Annotated in this window: 17 protein-coding genes and 1 pseudogene; 13 read left to right on the top strand and 5 right to left on the bottom strand. The window is 68.2% G+C overall.

Features of this window, described 5'->3' with window-relative positions:
* Nucleotides 1-412 precede the first annotated feature (412 nt).
* From VZC37_RS22930 to VZC37_RS22885, 10 genes are all read left to right on the top strand, one after another.
* Nucleotides 413-2,524 (top strand): AAA family ATPase, encoded by a 2,112-nt coding sequence (locus VZC37_RS22930; RefSeq protein ID WP_330436161.1) that lies wholly within the window; start codon nucleotides 413-415, stop codon nucleotides 2,522-2,524.
* Nucleotides 2,525-3,531: 1,007 nt separating this feature from the next.
* Complete coding sequence (locus VZC37_RS22925; RefSeq protein ID WP_330436159.1) at nucleotides 3,532-3,945, top strand: hypothetical protein; 414 nt, start codon at nucleotides 3,532-3,534, stop codon at nucleotides 3,943-3,945.
* Nucleotides 3,942-4,175: a hypothetical protein gene (locus VZC37_RS22920; RefSeq protein ID WP_330436157.1), complete on the top strand. Its 234-nt coding sequence runs from the start codon at nucleotides 3,942-3,944 to the stop codon at nucleotides 4,173-4,175. The genes VZC37_RS22925 and VZC37_RS22920 overlap by 4 nt, the downstream gene beginning before the upstream one ends.
* Complete coding sequence (locus VZC37_RS22915) at nucleotides 4,172-4,582, top strand: hypothetical protein (RefSeq protein ID WP_330436155.1); 411 nt, start codon at nucleotides 4,172-4,174, stop codon at nucleotides 4,580-4,582. Before VZC37_RS22920 ends, VZC37_RS22915 begins: the two co-directional genes overlap by 4 nt.
* A gap of 51 nt (nucleotides 4,583-4,633) precedes the next feature.
* Nucleotides 4,634-4,792 (top strand): hypothetical protein, encoded by a 159-nt coding sequence (locus VZC37_RS22910; RefSeq protein WP_330436153.1) that lies wholly within the window; start codon nucleotides 4,634-4,636, stop codon nucleotides 4,790-4,792.
* A gap of 73 nt (nucleotides 4,793-4,865) precedes the next feature.
* A complete protein-coding gene (locus VZC37_RS22905; protein ID WP_330436151.1) occupies nucleotides 4,866-5,096 on the top strand; it encodes a hypothetical protein in 231 nt (76 codons plus the stop codon).
* On the top strand, nucleotides 5,093-5,923 hold the full coding sequence (locus VZC37_RS22900; RefSeq protein ID WP_330436149.1) for a hypothetical protein: 831 nt from the start codon (nucleotides 5,093-5,095) through the stop codon (nucleotides 5,921-5,923). Before VZC37_RS22905 ends, VZC37_RS22900 begins: the two co-directional genes overlap by 4 nt.
* The gene (locus tag VZC37_RS22895; protein ID WP_330436146.1) at nucleotides 5,896-6,444 is read left to right on the top strand and encodes a hypothetical protein; all 549 of its coding nucleotides are present in this window, start codon (nucleotides 5,896-5,898) and stop codon (nucleotides 6,442-6,444) included. The genes VZC37_RS22900 and VZC37_RS22895 overlap by 28 nt, the downstream gene beginning before the upstream one ends.
* Nucleotides 6,441-6,650 carry a hypothetical protein gene (locus VZC37_RS22890; protein WP_330436144.1) on the top strand — a complete coding sequence of 70 codons (210 nt, stop codon included), beginning with the start codon at nucleotides 6,441-6,443 and terminating at the stop codon, nucleotides 6,648-6,650. Before VZC37_RS22895 ends, VZC37_RS22890 begins: the two co-directional genes overlap by 4 nt.
* A gap of 42 nt (nucleotides 6,651-6,692) precedes the next feature.
* Nucleotides 6,693-6,905, top strand: coding sequence for a hypothetical protein (locus VZC37_RS22885; protein WP_330436142.1), 213 nt, complete (start codon nucleotides 6,693-6,695; stop codon nucleotides 6,903-6,905).
* Nucleotides 6,906-7,071: 166 nt separating this feature from the next.
* On the opposite strand, the gene VZC37_RS22880 is transcribed toward VZC37_RS22885, so the two are convergent.
* Complete coding sequence (locus tag VZC37_RS22880; protein WP_330436140.1) at nucleotides 7,072-7,383, bottom strand: helix-turn-helix domain-containing protein; 312 nt, start codon at nucleotides 7,381-7,383, stop codon at nucleotides 7,072-7,074.
* Between the two features lie 428 nt (nucleotides 7,384-7,811).
* Here VZC37_RS22880 and VZC37_RS22875 point away from each other — a divergent pair.
* A pseudogene (locus VZC37_RS22875) lies at nucleotides 7,812-7,907 on the top strand (carboxymuconolactone decarboxylase family protein); the annotation flags it as partial.
* Nucleotides 7,908-8,105: 198 nt separating this feature from the next.
* On the opposite strand, the gene VZC37_RS22870 reads toward VZC37_RS22875, so the two are convergent.
* The 3 genes from VZC37_RS22870 to VZC37_RS22860 are packed head-to-tail and all read right to left on the bottom strand — an operon-like array spanning nucleotide 8,106 to nucleotide 11,399.
* Nucleotides 8,106-9,284: a thiolase domain-containing protein gene (locus tag VZC37_RS22870; protein ID WP_330436138.1), complete on the bottom strand. Its 1,179-nt coding sequence runs from the start codon at nucleotides 9,282-9,284 to the stop codon at nucleotides 8,106-8,108.
* A complete protein-coding gene (locus tag VZC37_RS22865; protein ID WP_330436136.1) occupies nucleotides 9,284-10,318 on the bottom strand; it encodes a thiolase domain-containing protein in 1,035 nt (344 codons plus the stop codon). The genes VZC37_RS22870 and VZC37_RS22865 overlap by 1 nt, the downstream gene beginning before the upstream one ends.
* A gap of 46 nt (nucleotides 10,319-10,364) precedes the next feature.
* Nucleotides 10,365-11,399 carry a Zn-ribbon domain-containing OB-fold protein gene (locus VZC37_RS22860; protein WP_330436133.1) on the bottom strand — a complete coding sequence of 345 codons (1,035 nt, stop codon included), beginning with the start codon at nucleotides 11,397-11,399 and terminating at the stop codon, nucleotides 10,365-10,367.
* Nucleotides 11,400-11,468: 69 nt separating this feature from the next.
* Between VZC37_RS22860 and VZC37_RS22855 the strand changes: the two genes are divergently transcribed.
* Together VZC37_RS22855 and VZC37_RS22850 are read left to right on the top strand one after the other, a co-directional pair.
* The gene (locus VZC37_RS22855) at nucleotides 11,469-12,506 is read left to right on the top strand and encodes an LLM class F420-dependent oxidoreductase (protein ID WP_330436131.1); all 1,038 of its coding nucleotides are present in this window, start codon (nucleotides 11,469-11,471) and stop codon (nucleotides 12,504-12,506) included.
* Nucleotides 12,507-12,675: 169 nt separating this feature from the next.
* Entirely contained in the window at nucleotides 12,676-14,115 is a 1,440-nt protein-coding gene (locus VZC37_RS22850) for a cytochrome P450 (RefSeq protein WP_330436129.1), read from the top strand.
* A gap of 319 nt (nucleotides 14,116-14,434) precedes the next feature.
* Here VZC37_RS22850 and VZC37_RS22845 read toward each other — a convergent pair whose 3' ends face one another.
* On the bottom strand, nucleotides 14,435-14,842 hold the full coding sequence (locus VZC37_RS22845; protein WP_330436127.1) for a YybH family protein: 408 nt from the start codon (nucleotides 14,840-14,842) through the stop codon (nucleotides 14,435-14,437).
* Nucleotides 14,843-14,887 lie beyond the last annotated feature (45 nt).

Here is a 14,887-nt window from a genome sequence, read left to right as displayed (position 1 = left end):
AGGGCCACCCACGACGTGGGGCCTTTAACCTTTCATCGGGCCCTGAGGTGGTTCCTGCGCCCACGGACCAATGCGGACGCCCCCCGGTCTCCTCCATTCGGCCGGGGGGCGTCGTCATGTCTCAGTACGCCCCCGTTACAGTGCAAAGTCGTTGTGGGGGAGCGGGATTCGTAGACGGCCTCACATCGGTGGGGATATGGTCGAGAGACGACGACGGCCCGGCGCGCACGCCGGGCCGACCAGAACCATCTAACCCAGGAGGGGCGCAACAGCTCTATGCATGAACGATAGCACCATCTGATGGCGACGGCGATGGCGTCCCTGGAGAGTTCGCCACCGCCGTCACACCACTGATCGATCCACCACCGAAAGGATCACCCTCAATGAACAGCAACATCCATGAAAGGCAATCATGACAATACCAGCTAAGGACGAAAGCGCCAGCGGCGGTGACGATCCGTTCACCTCCGCGTCGCCCGCGCCTCTGACCGACCCGCCGGAGGACGAGTCACCCGAGCAAGCACCCGCGACCTACACCCACGCTGCACATTTCGCCGCGCTGGCGCACGTGTCGCCCGAGCGACCGGCCCGGCAACTGATGAACGACCTGACCGCGATCTACGGCCGTGAGGCCGCGCTGGCGGCGATGCGGACGCTCACCGCCGGGTTGGGAGCGTTCGGGGAGCAGCTACCGGCGGACGCACCCGTGGACCTGATCCCGATCGTGCCGACCGACACCCTGGTCCCCCTGGGCATCGACCCGCCGACGGTCGCCGAGGTCGCCGAGGCCAGCGCGCGCGACTTCGGCCGCGACGACACCGGTGACCTCCATCTCGACATCGACCGGGTCGCTGATCAGTTACGCACCACCCACACCGACCGCCAGCGGTACCGGTTCGCCGCTCATGCCCGCGCGATGGCCGACCGGCAACGCAACGCGGATGAACGGGCGCTCGCGGACACAGCGGCGGTGGCGGATTCGGTGGCATCGGCAGCGGCCGAGGCAGCGGTCCGCACCGCCGGACTCAACCCCGCCCGGGTGGTGACCCTGGCGCAACTCAGGGACCGTTTCGGCCAGACCGACAGCGGCTTTGTCGAGGTGGCGACCGCGATCGTGCATGACAAGTGGACCGAGGCCGCCGCCGCGCCCAAACGGGTCGCACCGGTCTACGGGGCCACTCTGGTGGATCTGGTGCGGGCCGGGGGCGATCCGGCCGCGCTGGCCGGGTTTGAGCCGCTGACCGCCGCCGACCGCGCTGAGGCGATCACCGAGCGCAACCAGTGGGAGGCCCGCCAGTTCTACCGGCGGCGCACCGATGCCGAGCGACGGGCGCGACGGGAGGATGAAGGTGACACGGTCGATCTGACAGCGGCGGTGTTCGATTACGACCGCCGGGCCGAGCTGATGGTGCCGCCGGTCGACCTGATCACCAGCGGTCAGATCCGCAGCCGCTCGGTGGTCCAGATCGCCGGGCCGCCCAACACCTTCAAGTCGTTTCTGGCCCTGTCGTTCTCGTGCGCGCTGACCGCTGAGGGACGGGCGGTGATCTATCTGGCCCCCGACGATGACGTGTATGAAGTCGTGCGGCGCGTGGCGGGTTGGTGCGTCGTCCACGATGTCGACCCGGCCCGGCTGCTGGCCGGGCCGACGCCCCGGTTGCGGATCGTGTCGGCGGCGGCCTACTTCTCTGACCCCGAACACATGGCGCTCGTGGCGGACTGGGTGCGCGACTGCGAGGCCGCGATGGTCGTGTTCGACACCCAGCATCTGTGCTCGGCGGGGCTGAGCGAGAACAGTGCCGACGACGCCCGCACCCTGGTGTGGGCGTGTAAGCGACTCGCCCGGCTCGGTCCGGCGGTGCTGCTCATCCACCACACCGCGATCGGCCGGACCACCGGATCAGCACGGGGGACCAACGCGATCGAGGGCGGTATCACCGCCCGGCTGACCGTGACCAAGACCGGCTCCCTGAGCTCGGGCACCGCCGTGCTCACCCTGTCGGACGGGCGGCAGAAGAATCAGCCCAAGCGGTCCGACAGCGCGGGTGTGACGTTCGGCCTGACCGGGGTCACGATCCCGGACCCGATGGCCGACGACCTCCGCATCGCCGAGCGCGACCGGGACACGCTCGCTGTCCGGGTCGGGGTCGACCCGATGGACGCGATCGTGCCGCCGACGTTCGATGCCGCCGCCTGGCAGCTGTACGGCCTGCTGTGGGCGATCGCCGCACCCCACCAGGCCCCCACCCAGTCCGCCGTCATCCGCGACGCCCGCGACCATCTCCGGCCGCTGCTCATCGCGCAGAACTGGATGGCCGCCGACGCGAAGCAGATGCCGAACGGGATGAGCAGCAGTGCGTTGATCGAGCGGCTCAAGCTGATCAGCCGCCCTGGCGAGTTGGTCACCGCCGTCACCCTCGGCCCCAACGGCACGACGTTCCACTACCAGCTCACCGAGACGGGCCACCAGCACGCGGCCGAGGTGGCCGCCGCGCTCGGGGTCCCACCGCCCCGGACGGCATGACCGCCGCCGAGGTGTCCGACTTCACCGAAATGAAGTCGGACGGGTTGGCGACCGCTCGGAAATGGTGTCTGACCTGCGCGTTCGGGGCGTCGTCGGCAAGTGTCCGACTTACCGTCTGACTTGCGTCCGACTTCAAGTCAGACGGCAAGTCGGACACCGCCGCCGGGAGACCGGAAACCGTGTCTGACCTGCGAGAATGACCCGGATCTGGGGTGTCCGACTTCGGTGTCCGACTTACGAATCCGCCGCCCCGGCCGCTGCTCGCGATGATCGCCCAATCCTGTTGCCGCCCAATCGAAATGACGTGAATCTGAAAGTGTACGACTTTCCCTCGATCCCTAAGAATCGTCCCTGCCGGGAACACGCCGCGCGCGACGCGCCCCACGGCGACTTGGGACCGGTGCGGAGGAGGAGAAGAAACCCCACCCCCAAGTCGACCACTTCTCCACCCCACCTCACCCGAGCGGCGGCCGAGGTACCCCGGACACCCCGGCGGGCGACGGGTCGTCGTGGACGAGCGCAGCGAGACCAGCGGGCGGACAGACTCGCTGCGCCGCTCGCAGCCGATCCCGGTCGCAGCCACACCCGAACACCGGGGAGCGGTCAGACGGCGGCCTGGAGCGCATCAGGGACCTCGGCGGACCGGTCCCGGCCCGGCGGCGGCCAGCGGTCCCCGGATCGCTCACGGCGGTCAGCTGCTCAGCCCCACGCCCGCCGAGCTGATGAACCGGCGCGGCCGACTCGGACACGGCGGACCCGCTGGACCCGATTGCCGGCGACTTCACCCCTCCGGCGGGGCGAACTCAAACACGGTGTCGCCCTGTCGAAGTCTTCACCCCTCCTCCGGGGCAAAGTCAAAGTCGGTGTTGCTCACCACGAACCGGCCTCCGGCCGCCTTACTGACAACACCACGCTATTGGGCGCACAATGGGCACATGCGACCCGGACCGACACGCTCACACGCTGAGTCCCGCGCACGCACTGAGCAGGCAGTTCTCCTGGAAGCGATGGGTCTGAGCTGGGCTGAGATCGCCCGGCAACTCGGGTGGCAATCGCGCAGTGCGGCACAGCTCGCCGTGACCAGATACAAGCAGCAGAATCCGATCGGGACCGCCGAGCAGGTCCGCCAGCGGGAGCTACGGCTGCTGCTGCATGTGCGTACCACGCTCGCACAGGGATTCACCGAAGCGCGGTCCCGCCGCGATGACGCGGCGGTCATCGCCTACGCCAAGCAGCTCAACGACAACATCGCCAGGGTCGCCAAACTTCTCGGGCTCGATGCGCCCGTCCAGGTCGATGTCGACCATCGGCTTGGAGAGCAGGACTTCGCGGCCGTCGCCGCCAACCTGCTCACCGAGATCGCCAGCGGGCCTGTCGAGCTTCCACTCGGCCGCACCATCGACGCCGAGGTGACCGGGTGACTCGCCGGTCCCGGTCGACCTCGGGTCACGCAGCCGCGCTGGCGTTCACCCGCCACGTGGGCGGCGCACCCCGATCCGCTCGTGGGTTGGTGGGCTACCGGGTCAGCACGGCCGCTGCCGAATCCGTCCGGCCTGACGACCCGGAACCGTCACCACCGTCACCGATCGGTCGGCTGGCGGCGCGGGCCGTGCTGTTCAACCCCCGACTTCGCGGGGCGCGGCCGAGATGAGCGATCCAGTCCCGCACTATGATCCGCAGCTCGACATACTCGAAGACCGATCCCTCGGCGCACCGTCGATCGCCACCGGCACCTACGACCCGTTCCGAGGTGTCCGGTGGGGGTCGTGGAAAACACGCCCTCAGATGCCCGCTGACGCGTCGGATCGCGTCCCGGCCACCGAGACACACCCGGCGGCGGGCGGCACGGCTCCGGCGCAGCCTGCCACCGATCCGACCACCTCGGCACCGACGACACCGACACCGGTGAAGGGCCGACCCGGCCTGACGGCCGACGAGATCGCGAACGCGGCTGCTCATGCTGAGCTTGAAGCCAGGCTGGCGGCGATGGCCGACGCGGCCCGGTCGGCGGCCCGGTCAGCAGCGGCCGACCCCGAGACCGGCACCGGCTCCACCTGATCCGACCCACCCACGTCGGTTGCCACAACCGACGCCACCCGAGAGGTCACCATGACCGAGACGCCCCGACACCTCGCACCGCGTCTGCGATCGACCAGCGGCCGTGGCCCCTCCGACCTCGCCCACGCCGTGACGGCGGTGGTCCGGTCGTTGTCGCCGATCGCGGCCGTCCCGGTCCCCGGGCCACCCCACCCCGAGAATGCCCCGTAAGCGTGTAACTCTCAGTCCCACACCGACATTGAGGGGTCGACACCCCTGCTAGGGACGGCTACCCTAGAGCCTCATGATGCTCACGACACAGGTGGCGTCGGGTCGGCTCGGTGCGCTGATCCGGCGTGGTGTCCCCGAGGACGACCCCGAGATGCGCACCGCCCGGCGGGATCTCGCGGTCTGTCGGGTCCGCGATCTACTCAGCTTCTACTCCGACGTGGCACCCGACGTGCTCGGTGAGCTGGTCAGGGCCGCCCTGCTGGATTCGGCTGAACCTGCGCCCGAGCCGGAGGTGACACGATGAGCCGACCGTCTCCATCGACCGGGATGGCGGGCATGAGTCGTCAGCTCCGGCAGTTCGACAAGGGCGGTGTCGCGTTCGATCTCCCCGACCCACCGCCACCGTCCCAGGACGCCCAGAGGGATGCCCGCCGTGGCGGATACGCGGTCGCGCTCGATGGTCGGTTCGTGCTCTCGGCCGAGCTGATCGCCGTGCTGGCACCCGTGCTCGACAGGTTCACCGGCACCCAGCCGAGCGATGCCGAGGTGGCCGACGTGGCGACTGTGGTGGTCTCGGCGGTCGCCGTGCTCGACCTCGCCGACCTGCTCATCACCGAACGGGACGCGACCCTGCGCACCGCCGACCTCGGGCCCGACAAGGCGGCTGAGGCCCGGTCGTTGATCTTGCGGCTACGCCGACCCGTCACCGCCGCACCGCCGGACGCGGCGGGCCTGAGCAACGGCACCTGGACGGCCGAGATCATCGAACTCGCCCGGGAGCGCGATGAGCCGCTGGCGGCCGCCCTGGCCAGCTGCCCGTTCCTCACCGCGACCGGCGGCCGGGGCCGACCCCGGTCGGCGAGACTGGTGGCGACCCTGTCGGATCTCGACCTCGCGGTCACCGAGTGTTTGCGATTCTGTTCGGCCCGCGCGGCCGCTCGTCGGGCCGCCGCCCAACGGGAGATCGACAGTGCTGCTGCCGCCGAGACCGCGCGGGCGGCCGACCAGGCTGCGCTCGACCGGCTCGGTGTACCCCCGCCGCCGAAGATCTCCCGGGTCACCGTGGGTCACCCGGATGCTGAACCGGGCCGGTTCATCACGCGGTGGCGGGGACGGCGGGCCGGATCATGATGTCCGCCCACGACTTCGCTGCCGCGTGTGTCCACGAGAGTGCACACGCCCTGGTCGCGGTCGCCACCGGCGGCCGACTGACCGCGCTGACCGTGACGCCGGTCCCGACGGGGTCGCACGCCGGGCACGTGGAGTACTCCACGCCGCCGGGAATCACCCTGCCGGAGAACGAGATCGCCTACGCCGGGCTGTTCGCCGAATCCGTGTTCGACAGCAACGGTGGCCGACCCGCTCACCGGACCCTGCTGGCCGCGTTGGCGGCGAACCCTGACGACCGCACGGCCCTGCTCGATCACCGTGGAACCGTGGCACTTCCGCGTGAGATCGAGCCGGTGCTACTCGACCTCATGCCGTCCGTGCTCACCGTCGCGGCCACGTTGGCGACCGCTCGCCAGGGCCGACTCCCGGCACCGCACCGCCAGGTCGCCGCCGTGCTGGGCATGTCGCCCACGAGCGGCCCGCTCATCCGTGGGTCCCTGCGTAATTCGGGGTGGGCACTCCGAGGTCTGGAGGCCGGATGACCGCCGACATCGACCGGATCGCTGTCTCCACGGTCGACACGGCTCGCGCCGCCAACGCTGGGGCTCTCCTCGTGTCGGCCGTGGCGGTGTGTCGCGGTGACCGGGTCATGCTGGACCTGATCGCCCGGCCGATCGCCCGGCACACCCGAGAACAGCTGTCCGACACCGAGATCGAAAGGCTGAACACCGCGCTCACCCAGATCTGAAAAGGGCACCCCGACCCCACCACCACCAGGAGGTTCGCCCGAATGACCACCACCGAGATCCCTGATACCCCTGCCGACCTCGACTTCGCCGAGTTCTGGGACCCGTGCCCGGCGTGCGCGTGCCCGACCGCGCCGACGACCATCATCGCCAACAGCTGGAATGAGTCAGTGGCGGTGCGCTACTCGTGCCCGTGCGGCCGAACCTTCACGCGACTCTGGGAATCTCGGACGCGGTGGCTGGCGATGTCCCCCTGAAACCTGCTCACCCGGGGCGTCAACCGACGGCAATCGAGCTGGTCGAAGGCGGTCCACGACGGGGTCTCCTGAACTCCCCCTGAGGCCGACCTGCGCCACCGCGTGAGCACGGAAGATCCACCGCCCCTGTCCCCTTCGCCGTGCAGGCGGGCCGGGGGCGGTGGTGTCAGTACGGCCGTCCGTGAATCCACCGGCGGACCGTCGACTGCGAGACCTCCAGCCGCTGTGACATTTCCGGGTAGGTGAGGCCGTGGGCGCGCAGTGTCCGGGCGGCGGCTGCCGGGTCCAGGCCGGACAGGTCGATGTCGCTGCCGGGGCCGCTGCCGGACGAGACCGGCACCCGTCGTGTCGGTTCCGGGGTGGGCTCGGCGGCAGCGAGCCGATCCGCCAGGGCGGTCAGGTACTTGCGTTCATCCTTGGTCCAGAGCTGTGCCTCGGCGCGCAACGCGCGGGCGATCGCGACCGGGTCGGCGGTCATGAGGTCCGAGAGGCACCCGGACACGCGACGGGGATCACCACCGGCCCGCAAGATGAGTCGGGAGATCTCGCGGGATGGACGGGGTGGTTTCGGTGGGGGTGTCCGAGGCACGACCACACGATAGCGCGGTCGAGCCGCTCTGAGGCCGTCTCGGCGATCCGACACCCATGCCCACCCTCGGGCCCAGCCATCCCCACGTTCGGCCGGGAGCGGCGCAGCAGGGTGGTCGCCAGGGTGACCGAGGTGGCCGAGGTGTCCCTGAGCTCGACACCTCGGCCCGGCCCGGGCCGAAGTCATCGAGCGGGCCGGGACCGGGCCGAGACGCGCCGATCCGCCCCCGGACGAGATCGGCCGCCCCGGTCCATGAACTCGCTGTGACCTGGACGAACACGACCGGGACGGGCCCACCTGAGCCGCCACACACGGGATGGGAGAACCAGCGCGGCCGGCTCAATCAGGCCCTCGGTGTGCGACCGATGGGAATGTCGGACGGCCAGGCGTGCGCCCTCCCGGAAGCCCCCTGACTCCAGACGTAACCTCACCTCCCAACGCGCCCAGCACGGAGGCCGACAGAACCCAAAATTTCGCCGAGAGAACCCTCCTCCACTCGCGGTCGGATGCCGTCGGCGGAAATGAGGGTTCTCTCGGCGAAATTTTGGGTTCTGTCGGCGCGAACGGGGTCGCCCTCCGTGCTGGCTCGTTGGGGAGGTGAGGTTGCGCCGCTAGTGTGTGGGCTTGGAGGAGCCCACCAACCACATCGAGAAGTACTGTGAGCCACCGCCGTAGGCGTGTCCGAGGGCCTTGCGGGCGTCGGGGACCTGATGGTCGCCGGCCTTGCCCATCACCTGGATCGCGGCCTCGGCGAAGCGGATCATGCCGGATGCACCGATCGGGTTGGACGAGAGCACACCGCCGGAAGCGTTGAGCGGGATGCGGCCGCCGATCTCGGTCTCGCCGGCCTCGGTGAGCTTCCAGCCCTCACCCTCCGGTGCGAATCCCAAGCTCTCCAGCCACATCGGTTCGAACCACGAGAACGGCACGTACACCTCGGCGGCGTCGATCTCCTCGACCGGGTTGTCGATCCCGCCGGCCTTCCACAGTGCGGCGGCGGCATCGCGACTGGCCTGTGGGCTCACGACGTTGCGGTGGGCGAACGCCAAGGGTTCGGTGCGCATCGCGGTGGCGTGAATCCACGCGACCGGGTTGCCGGCTGCCGCCGCGGCATCGGCCACGTCCTCGGCGCCGATCACCACCGCGCAGGCGCCGTCCGACGACGGGCACGTCTCGTCGTAGCGGATCGGGTCCCACAGCATCTGGCTACCCATCACCTTCTCGACTGTGAGGTCGGATTGCTGCAGATGGGCGAGCGGGTTCAGTGATCCGTTGCGTCGGTCCTTGGCGGCTACCATCGCGCCGATGTGTTCGGGCGCACCGGACTGCCGGATGTAGGCACGCACGTGCGGGGCGAAGAAGCCCCCCGCACCCGCGCCGACGGGTTTGGTGAAGGGGACCGGAATCGACAACGCCCACATGGCGTTCGACTCCGACTGCTTCTCCCACGCGACCGCCAGCACACGCTTGTGCACGCCGGCGAACACCAGTGACGCGGCGACGTTGGCGGTCGAGCCGCCCACCGATCCGGCTGTGTGCACACGGATCATCCGCTTGCCCACCGCGCCGAGAGCCTCGGCCATCGCCAGTTCCGGCATCATCGACCCCTCGAACAGGTCGGGGGCCTTGCCGATGACGATGGCATCGACGTCGTCTATGGACACCTGGGCGTCGGCCAGGGCGGCGTCGATGGCCTCGCGGCACATGCCGGCCATGGTCACGTCGTGGCGTTTGGCGACGTACTTGGTCTGGCCGGTGCCCAGGACTGCTGCGCGATTGTTGTGTGCCATCAGTTCTCGTCTCCTGCCAGGGTGACCACCATGTTCTGCTGCAGCAGTGGGCCGCTCGACGCATGCGCCACCGCGGTACCCGCGTTTCCGGTGAGGATCTCGTGTGCGGCGTAGCCGACACGCTGTAGTCCGGCGGAGAACAGCGAGTTGCCGGCCAGTGATCCGCCGGATGGGTTGATCCGCACGGACTCCGGGAGGTCGAGCGCGTTGCACACGATCAGCTCCTGGTGGGTGAACGATGCGTTGATCTCGGCGACGTCGACCGCGCGGCTGCGATCGCCGAAGGCGGTGTCCCCGGCGAGCTTCGTCGACGGTGACACCGTCAGGTCACGGGCACCGAAGTTCGGGGTGTCGATGCGGTGATCCCAGCCGGTGACGAAGGCGGGGTTGGCGACGAGCTCTTTCGCCTTGCGTTCACTGGCGATGATCACCGCAGCCGCGGCGTCGGTGTAGGGCGCGATGTCGTGTGCGCGTAGCGGATCGGCGACATAGTCGGAACCCAGGAGTTCGTCGACCGATGATCCGGAGGTGCGGGCGGCGACCGCCGCCATGTCCTCTTCGGACCAGGTCCCGGCATCGAGCCCGGCACGCGCCTGCAGGGCACCCAGCGAGCGTGCGTCGGGCCACAGCGGTCCGACGGTGTAGGGGTCGAGCTGCAGCGCCAGGGTTTGATCCATGTTGCCCGCAGTGGATTTACCGAAGCCGTATGCCAGTGCCAGGTCGACCTCGCCGGTCGCGATCTTCACCCAGGCCTCGTACAGCGCCCAGGCGCCGTCCATCTCGACGTGGGATTCGTGGATCGGCGGCATCGCGCCGATCGAGTCGATGGCCGAGATGAACGAGAAGGCGCGTCCGGCGAGGTAATCCGATGAGCCGCTGCACCAGAACTCGATGTCGGTGCGGGAGATGCCGAGGTCGGCGTAGAGCTTGTTGAAACACGGGATCAACATCTCGACACCGTTGGTGGTGCCATGTGTCCCGACGATGTTCGGGCTGTGCGCGAACCCGACGATCGCGATCCGGGGGAGGGTCACTGCAGACTCCTTGGTGGAAGTGGCCTGATGGAAGACGTGGTGTCGCTCAGAGGAACTCGCGATACGACTCATAATCGGCGTCGGGCTCACCGGTGGGCCGGAAGTGGCTGATGCTGCCCATGGACAGCTCGCGCTCCTCCTCGGGTTGCCAGACGGCCTGCACCCGCATACCCATCCGCACGTCTGCAGCCTCGCAGTCGAGGATCAGGTGCAGGAACGGGATGTCGGTGCCGTCGAGCAGCACGTAGGCGGCCACGTATGGCGGCTTGATCCGCTGCCCCTGGAACGGGACGTTGACGATACAGAAGGTCGTCACGATGCCGGTGTCGGCCAACTCGACTCGCTCCACCGCGGCCGAACCGTCGGACGGGCTGACCGCCTTCGGTGGGAAGTAGACGCGCCCGGCATCAACACCGGACCCGATCCGCGAGCCGTAGAGCTTGCCTGCCTTGAGACCCTCGAGATACCAGGACTCCTCCTCGGTGGCCGAGTGGATGATCTCTGTGCTGATGGGGGTCGGCATCACGATGAGTTCGTCGTCGGAGTTCTCGGCCTCGTTCGCCGGCGCCGCATCGCCGGTTTCGCCCGGCAGGAAGTGGGCGATGTCGTCGATACGCCCGATGCGTGCGGCCTTCCACACCGCATGTACCCGTAGACCGGTGGAAATGTCGGCGGGCGAGTCCACCGCGACCGCATGCAGCAGTGCCGTATCGGCGCCGTCGAGCTTGATCAGGGCCCAGGCGAAGGGCTTGTCGAGGGGTTGCGGCGTCAGCGGCTGCGGCTGCCACGACCAGGTGACGACCGTGCCCACCGAGGCGACGTCGACGAGCTCGGTGGTCTTCGCGCCGCCGGCCGGATCGAATTCGCGGGGCGGCACCGACACGGTGCCGTCGCTGCTCTTCGAGCCGATGATGCGGCCGTCGCGCAGCGCGAGGGCGAATTGGCTCAGGACCGGTCCGAGCGAGCGCGTGTAGTCGAAGGAGTTCTTCAACGGCGCCGACAGGATCTCCGATTGTGGCTCGGGGACCTCGGCGACCGGACTCGTCGGGGCAGAGCGGGGTGCAGTTGTGCTGGTGCTCACCCATCGAGTAGAACACGTTCTAGTATTGAGGCACAAGGTGCACGTCACAGACCCGCGGAGGACGCACAGGTGAAGCTCGGACTACAGCTCGGCTATTGGGGTCGTGGGCCCATCGACAACGCTCCGCAGCTCATCGCGGCTGCAGAGGAAGCCGGTTTCGACGCGGTCTTCACCGCCGAGTCATGGGGGTCGGACACCTACACCCCGTTGGCGTGGTGGGGAGCTGCGACAGAGCGAATTCGTCTGGGCACGGCCGTCTCGCAGCTCTCGGCCCGGCCGCCGACCTCGTTGGCGATGGCGGCGCTGACCCTCGACCACCTCTCCAACTGCCGCCACATCATCGGACTCGGTGTGTCGGGCCCGCAGGTCGTCGAAGGGTGGTACGGGCAACCGTTCGGGAAGCCGTTGGCGCGCACCCGAGAGTACGTCCAGGTGATCCGCGACGTCCTCGCCCGTGAGGGCCAGGTGGCCAATCCCGGGCCGCACTATCCGCTGCCGTACCCGGCCGATGCGCCGGGATCATCGGGACTCGGCAAGTCGCTCAAGCCGATCACTCATCCGTTGCGCGCCGACATCCCGATCTGGCTCGGTGCGGAGGGGCCCAAGAACGTGGCGCAGACGGCCGAGATCGCCGACGGCTGGCTCGCCATCTTCTACAGCCTGCGCCTGGCCGATCAATACGAGGAATGGCTGGCCGAAGGATTCGCTCGACCGGGCGCCCGACACAGCCGTGACGACTTCGAGGTCGCGGCGACGGTGCAGGTGGTGATCACCGACGACGTCGCCGAGGCGGTGGAGCGGTACCGCCCGTCGACCGCGCTCTACGTCGGTGGAATGGGGGCCAAGGAGAAGAACTTTCACGCCGAGCTCTACCGACGCATGGGATACGGCGACGCGGTCGATGAGATCGGTGCGCTGTTCCGTGAGGGTCGCAAGGCCGAGGCGATGGCGGCCGTCCCCGACGAGATGGTGCGCGAGACGATGATCGCCGGCACCGCCGACGAAGTGCGTGCCCAGATCAAGCAATGGGAGGCCGCGGGCGTGAGCATGTTGATGGTCACCGCTCGTGATGTGGAGACGATTCGCCAGTTGGCGGCGTTGGTGTGACCGGAGGCCTGGACCTTCGCGCACCCAGCGATCAGTCGCGCGTGCAGCTTCACGCGCGAGTGATCGCTGGCCGCGCGAGGACTTCGCCCTCCTGCAATGTGCGTGTGCTCGGACAGAATCCATCCGTGGATGGATTGACACGCCTGCTCCCCCGGAGCAAGGTCGAGTCGTGGTCAGGTCATTGAAGAACGACTGGTCGGGACAGTCCTTTCCGCATGCCGGTCGCCGCAAACCGCTTGTCGGGGATCTGGGCGTCTCGAATCCCAGGCACCCCATCCTGGATCTACTCGATTGGGGCGCGGACCTCGGACCTATCTTCGAGATGCGGATCTTTCGCCAGAATTTCGTGTTCGTGTCGAGTGCAGAGCTTGCTGCTGAACTCTGCGACGAGACGCGGTACTGCAAGGCCCTGCCGCCGGCGATCACGGCACTGCGCCAGTACGCCGGGGACGGACTGTTCACGGCGTACAACGACGAGCCCAATTGGCAACTTGCACACGACTTGTTGATGCCCGCTTTCACCAAGTCGGCGATGCAGTCGTATCACCCCATCATGCTGGCGACCGCCGATGAACTGTTCGCCTTCTGGGATCGGCAGACCGGCCCCGTGGATGTGACGCAGTCGATGACGAAGCTGACCATGGAGACGCTCAGTCGAGCGGCGTTCAGCCACGACTTCGGATCCTTCACCAGCGAGCAGCCGCACCCGTTTGTCGGCGCCATGATCCGAGCGTTGGAAACCGGGCGTCGCAAGGGCGGCCTGCTGACGGCGCCCGGAGGCGCGATGCTCGGTAGGCTCATCGATCGACGCAACGCGGGTCAGCAGGCTTATGTGGACGAGATGCTGGACGATCTCATCGCGGAACGATCCGCGTCCTCTGACGATCACGACCTGCTCGGCATCATGCTCAACACCTCGCATCCGGAGAGTGGGGAGCGGCTGTCGCCGTTGAACATCCGCCACCAGATCCTCACCTTCCTGGTTGCGGGGCACGAAACCACCTCGGGTGCACTGTCATTCACGCTGTACTACCTGTCGCGGAATCCGGACTGCCTGGCGCGGGCGCAACAGGAGGCCGACGAGATCCTCGGTGACGACCCGGACGCGGTGCCGACCTTCGAGCAGATCCCGAAGTTCCGCTACATTCGTCGCTGCCTCGACGAGGCGTTGCGGATCTGGCCGACCGTACCGGGCTTCGCGCGCGGCCCGCGGGAGGAGACGACGCTGGGCGGCCGATATCGGATGCGGCCAGAGGATTGGGCGGTGGTAGTGCTCGGTCTGGTGCACCGTGACCCGGCCGTGTGGGACCGCCCGGACGTCTACGATCCCGACCGATTCCTCCCGGCGAACGTCAAGAAGCGACCGGCGCACAGCTACAAACCGTTCGGTGCCGGCCTGCGGGCGTGCATCGGACGCCAGTTCGCGCTGCACGAGTCGGTGCTGGTTCTGGCTCGCCTCCTGCATCGATACGATCTGTCCGGCGATCCCGATTACGAACTCGCAGTGGACGAGCGGTTGACCATGGTGCCGAAGGGGTTCGAGATCGCCTTGAGGTCGCGGGACCGGAGTGCGCTTGTGGCCGAGGAGGATTTGTCGGTGATCGAGTAGGTATCGAGGCGCTAGCCGAGATGCCGTATCGAGATCGGGTTGCGGGGTCTCGATACGTTCTCGGCTAGCGCCTCGAACTACTCGACCATCGAGAAGGGGGGTCTTCGGCTCGGCCATGGTGCCGAAGGGGTTCGAGCTGGCCTTGAGGTCGCGGGACCGGAGTGTGCTTGTGGCCGAGTGGGCCATCCCGGTGATCGAGTAGGTATCGAGATCGGGTTGCGGGGTCTCGATACGTTCTCGGCTAGCGCCTCGAACTACTCGACCATCGAGAAGGGGGGTCATCGAAGGGGCGACCATCGACAGGGCGGGGGGGCTTCCGCTAATCACGTGGTGCGGCAGCGCGGATGTGCGCGACGAGCCACGACGCGCCTCGGCGCACGAACACGTCCGTGAAGCGGTGCTCGATCGAGAGACGTGGCAGGTCACCGTCGCCGGGTCGGTCGACCGTGGCGATCCCGTCGAGTACGGCGACGTCGTCGGTGACGAATCGGATGCGGACGACCTCGATGTGGTGGGTCGATCGCAGTGCCTCGCCGCCGAGGACATCGCCGAGTTCACGGCGGATCTCCGCATGGCCCTCGGCGACATCACCTCGAGGGCTCACCAGCACCGCGTCCTCTGTCAGGCAGGCGAGCAATCCGTCGATATCACCGTTCGCCCAGCAGCGGTCGTAGTCTGCCTCGACCCGAAGGATCGCCGATTCATCGGAGGCGCGGTTGGTGTCCACATTGCCTGCGTAGCACCGATCCGTGGTCGGCACTCGAGAACGGCG

It is taken from the genome of Gordonia sesuvii (assembly GCF_036350415.1).
Lineage (GTDB): Bacteria > Actinomycetota > Actinomycetes > Mycobacteriales > Mycobacteriaceae > Gordonia > Gordonia sesuvii.
The sequence above is the reverse complement of the archived record's forward strand: the minus strand, read 5'-3'. Positions and strand labels throughout refer to the sequence as shown.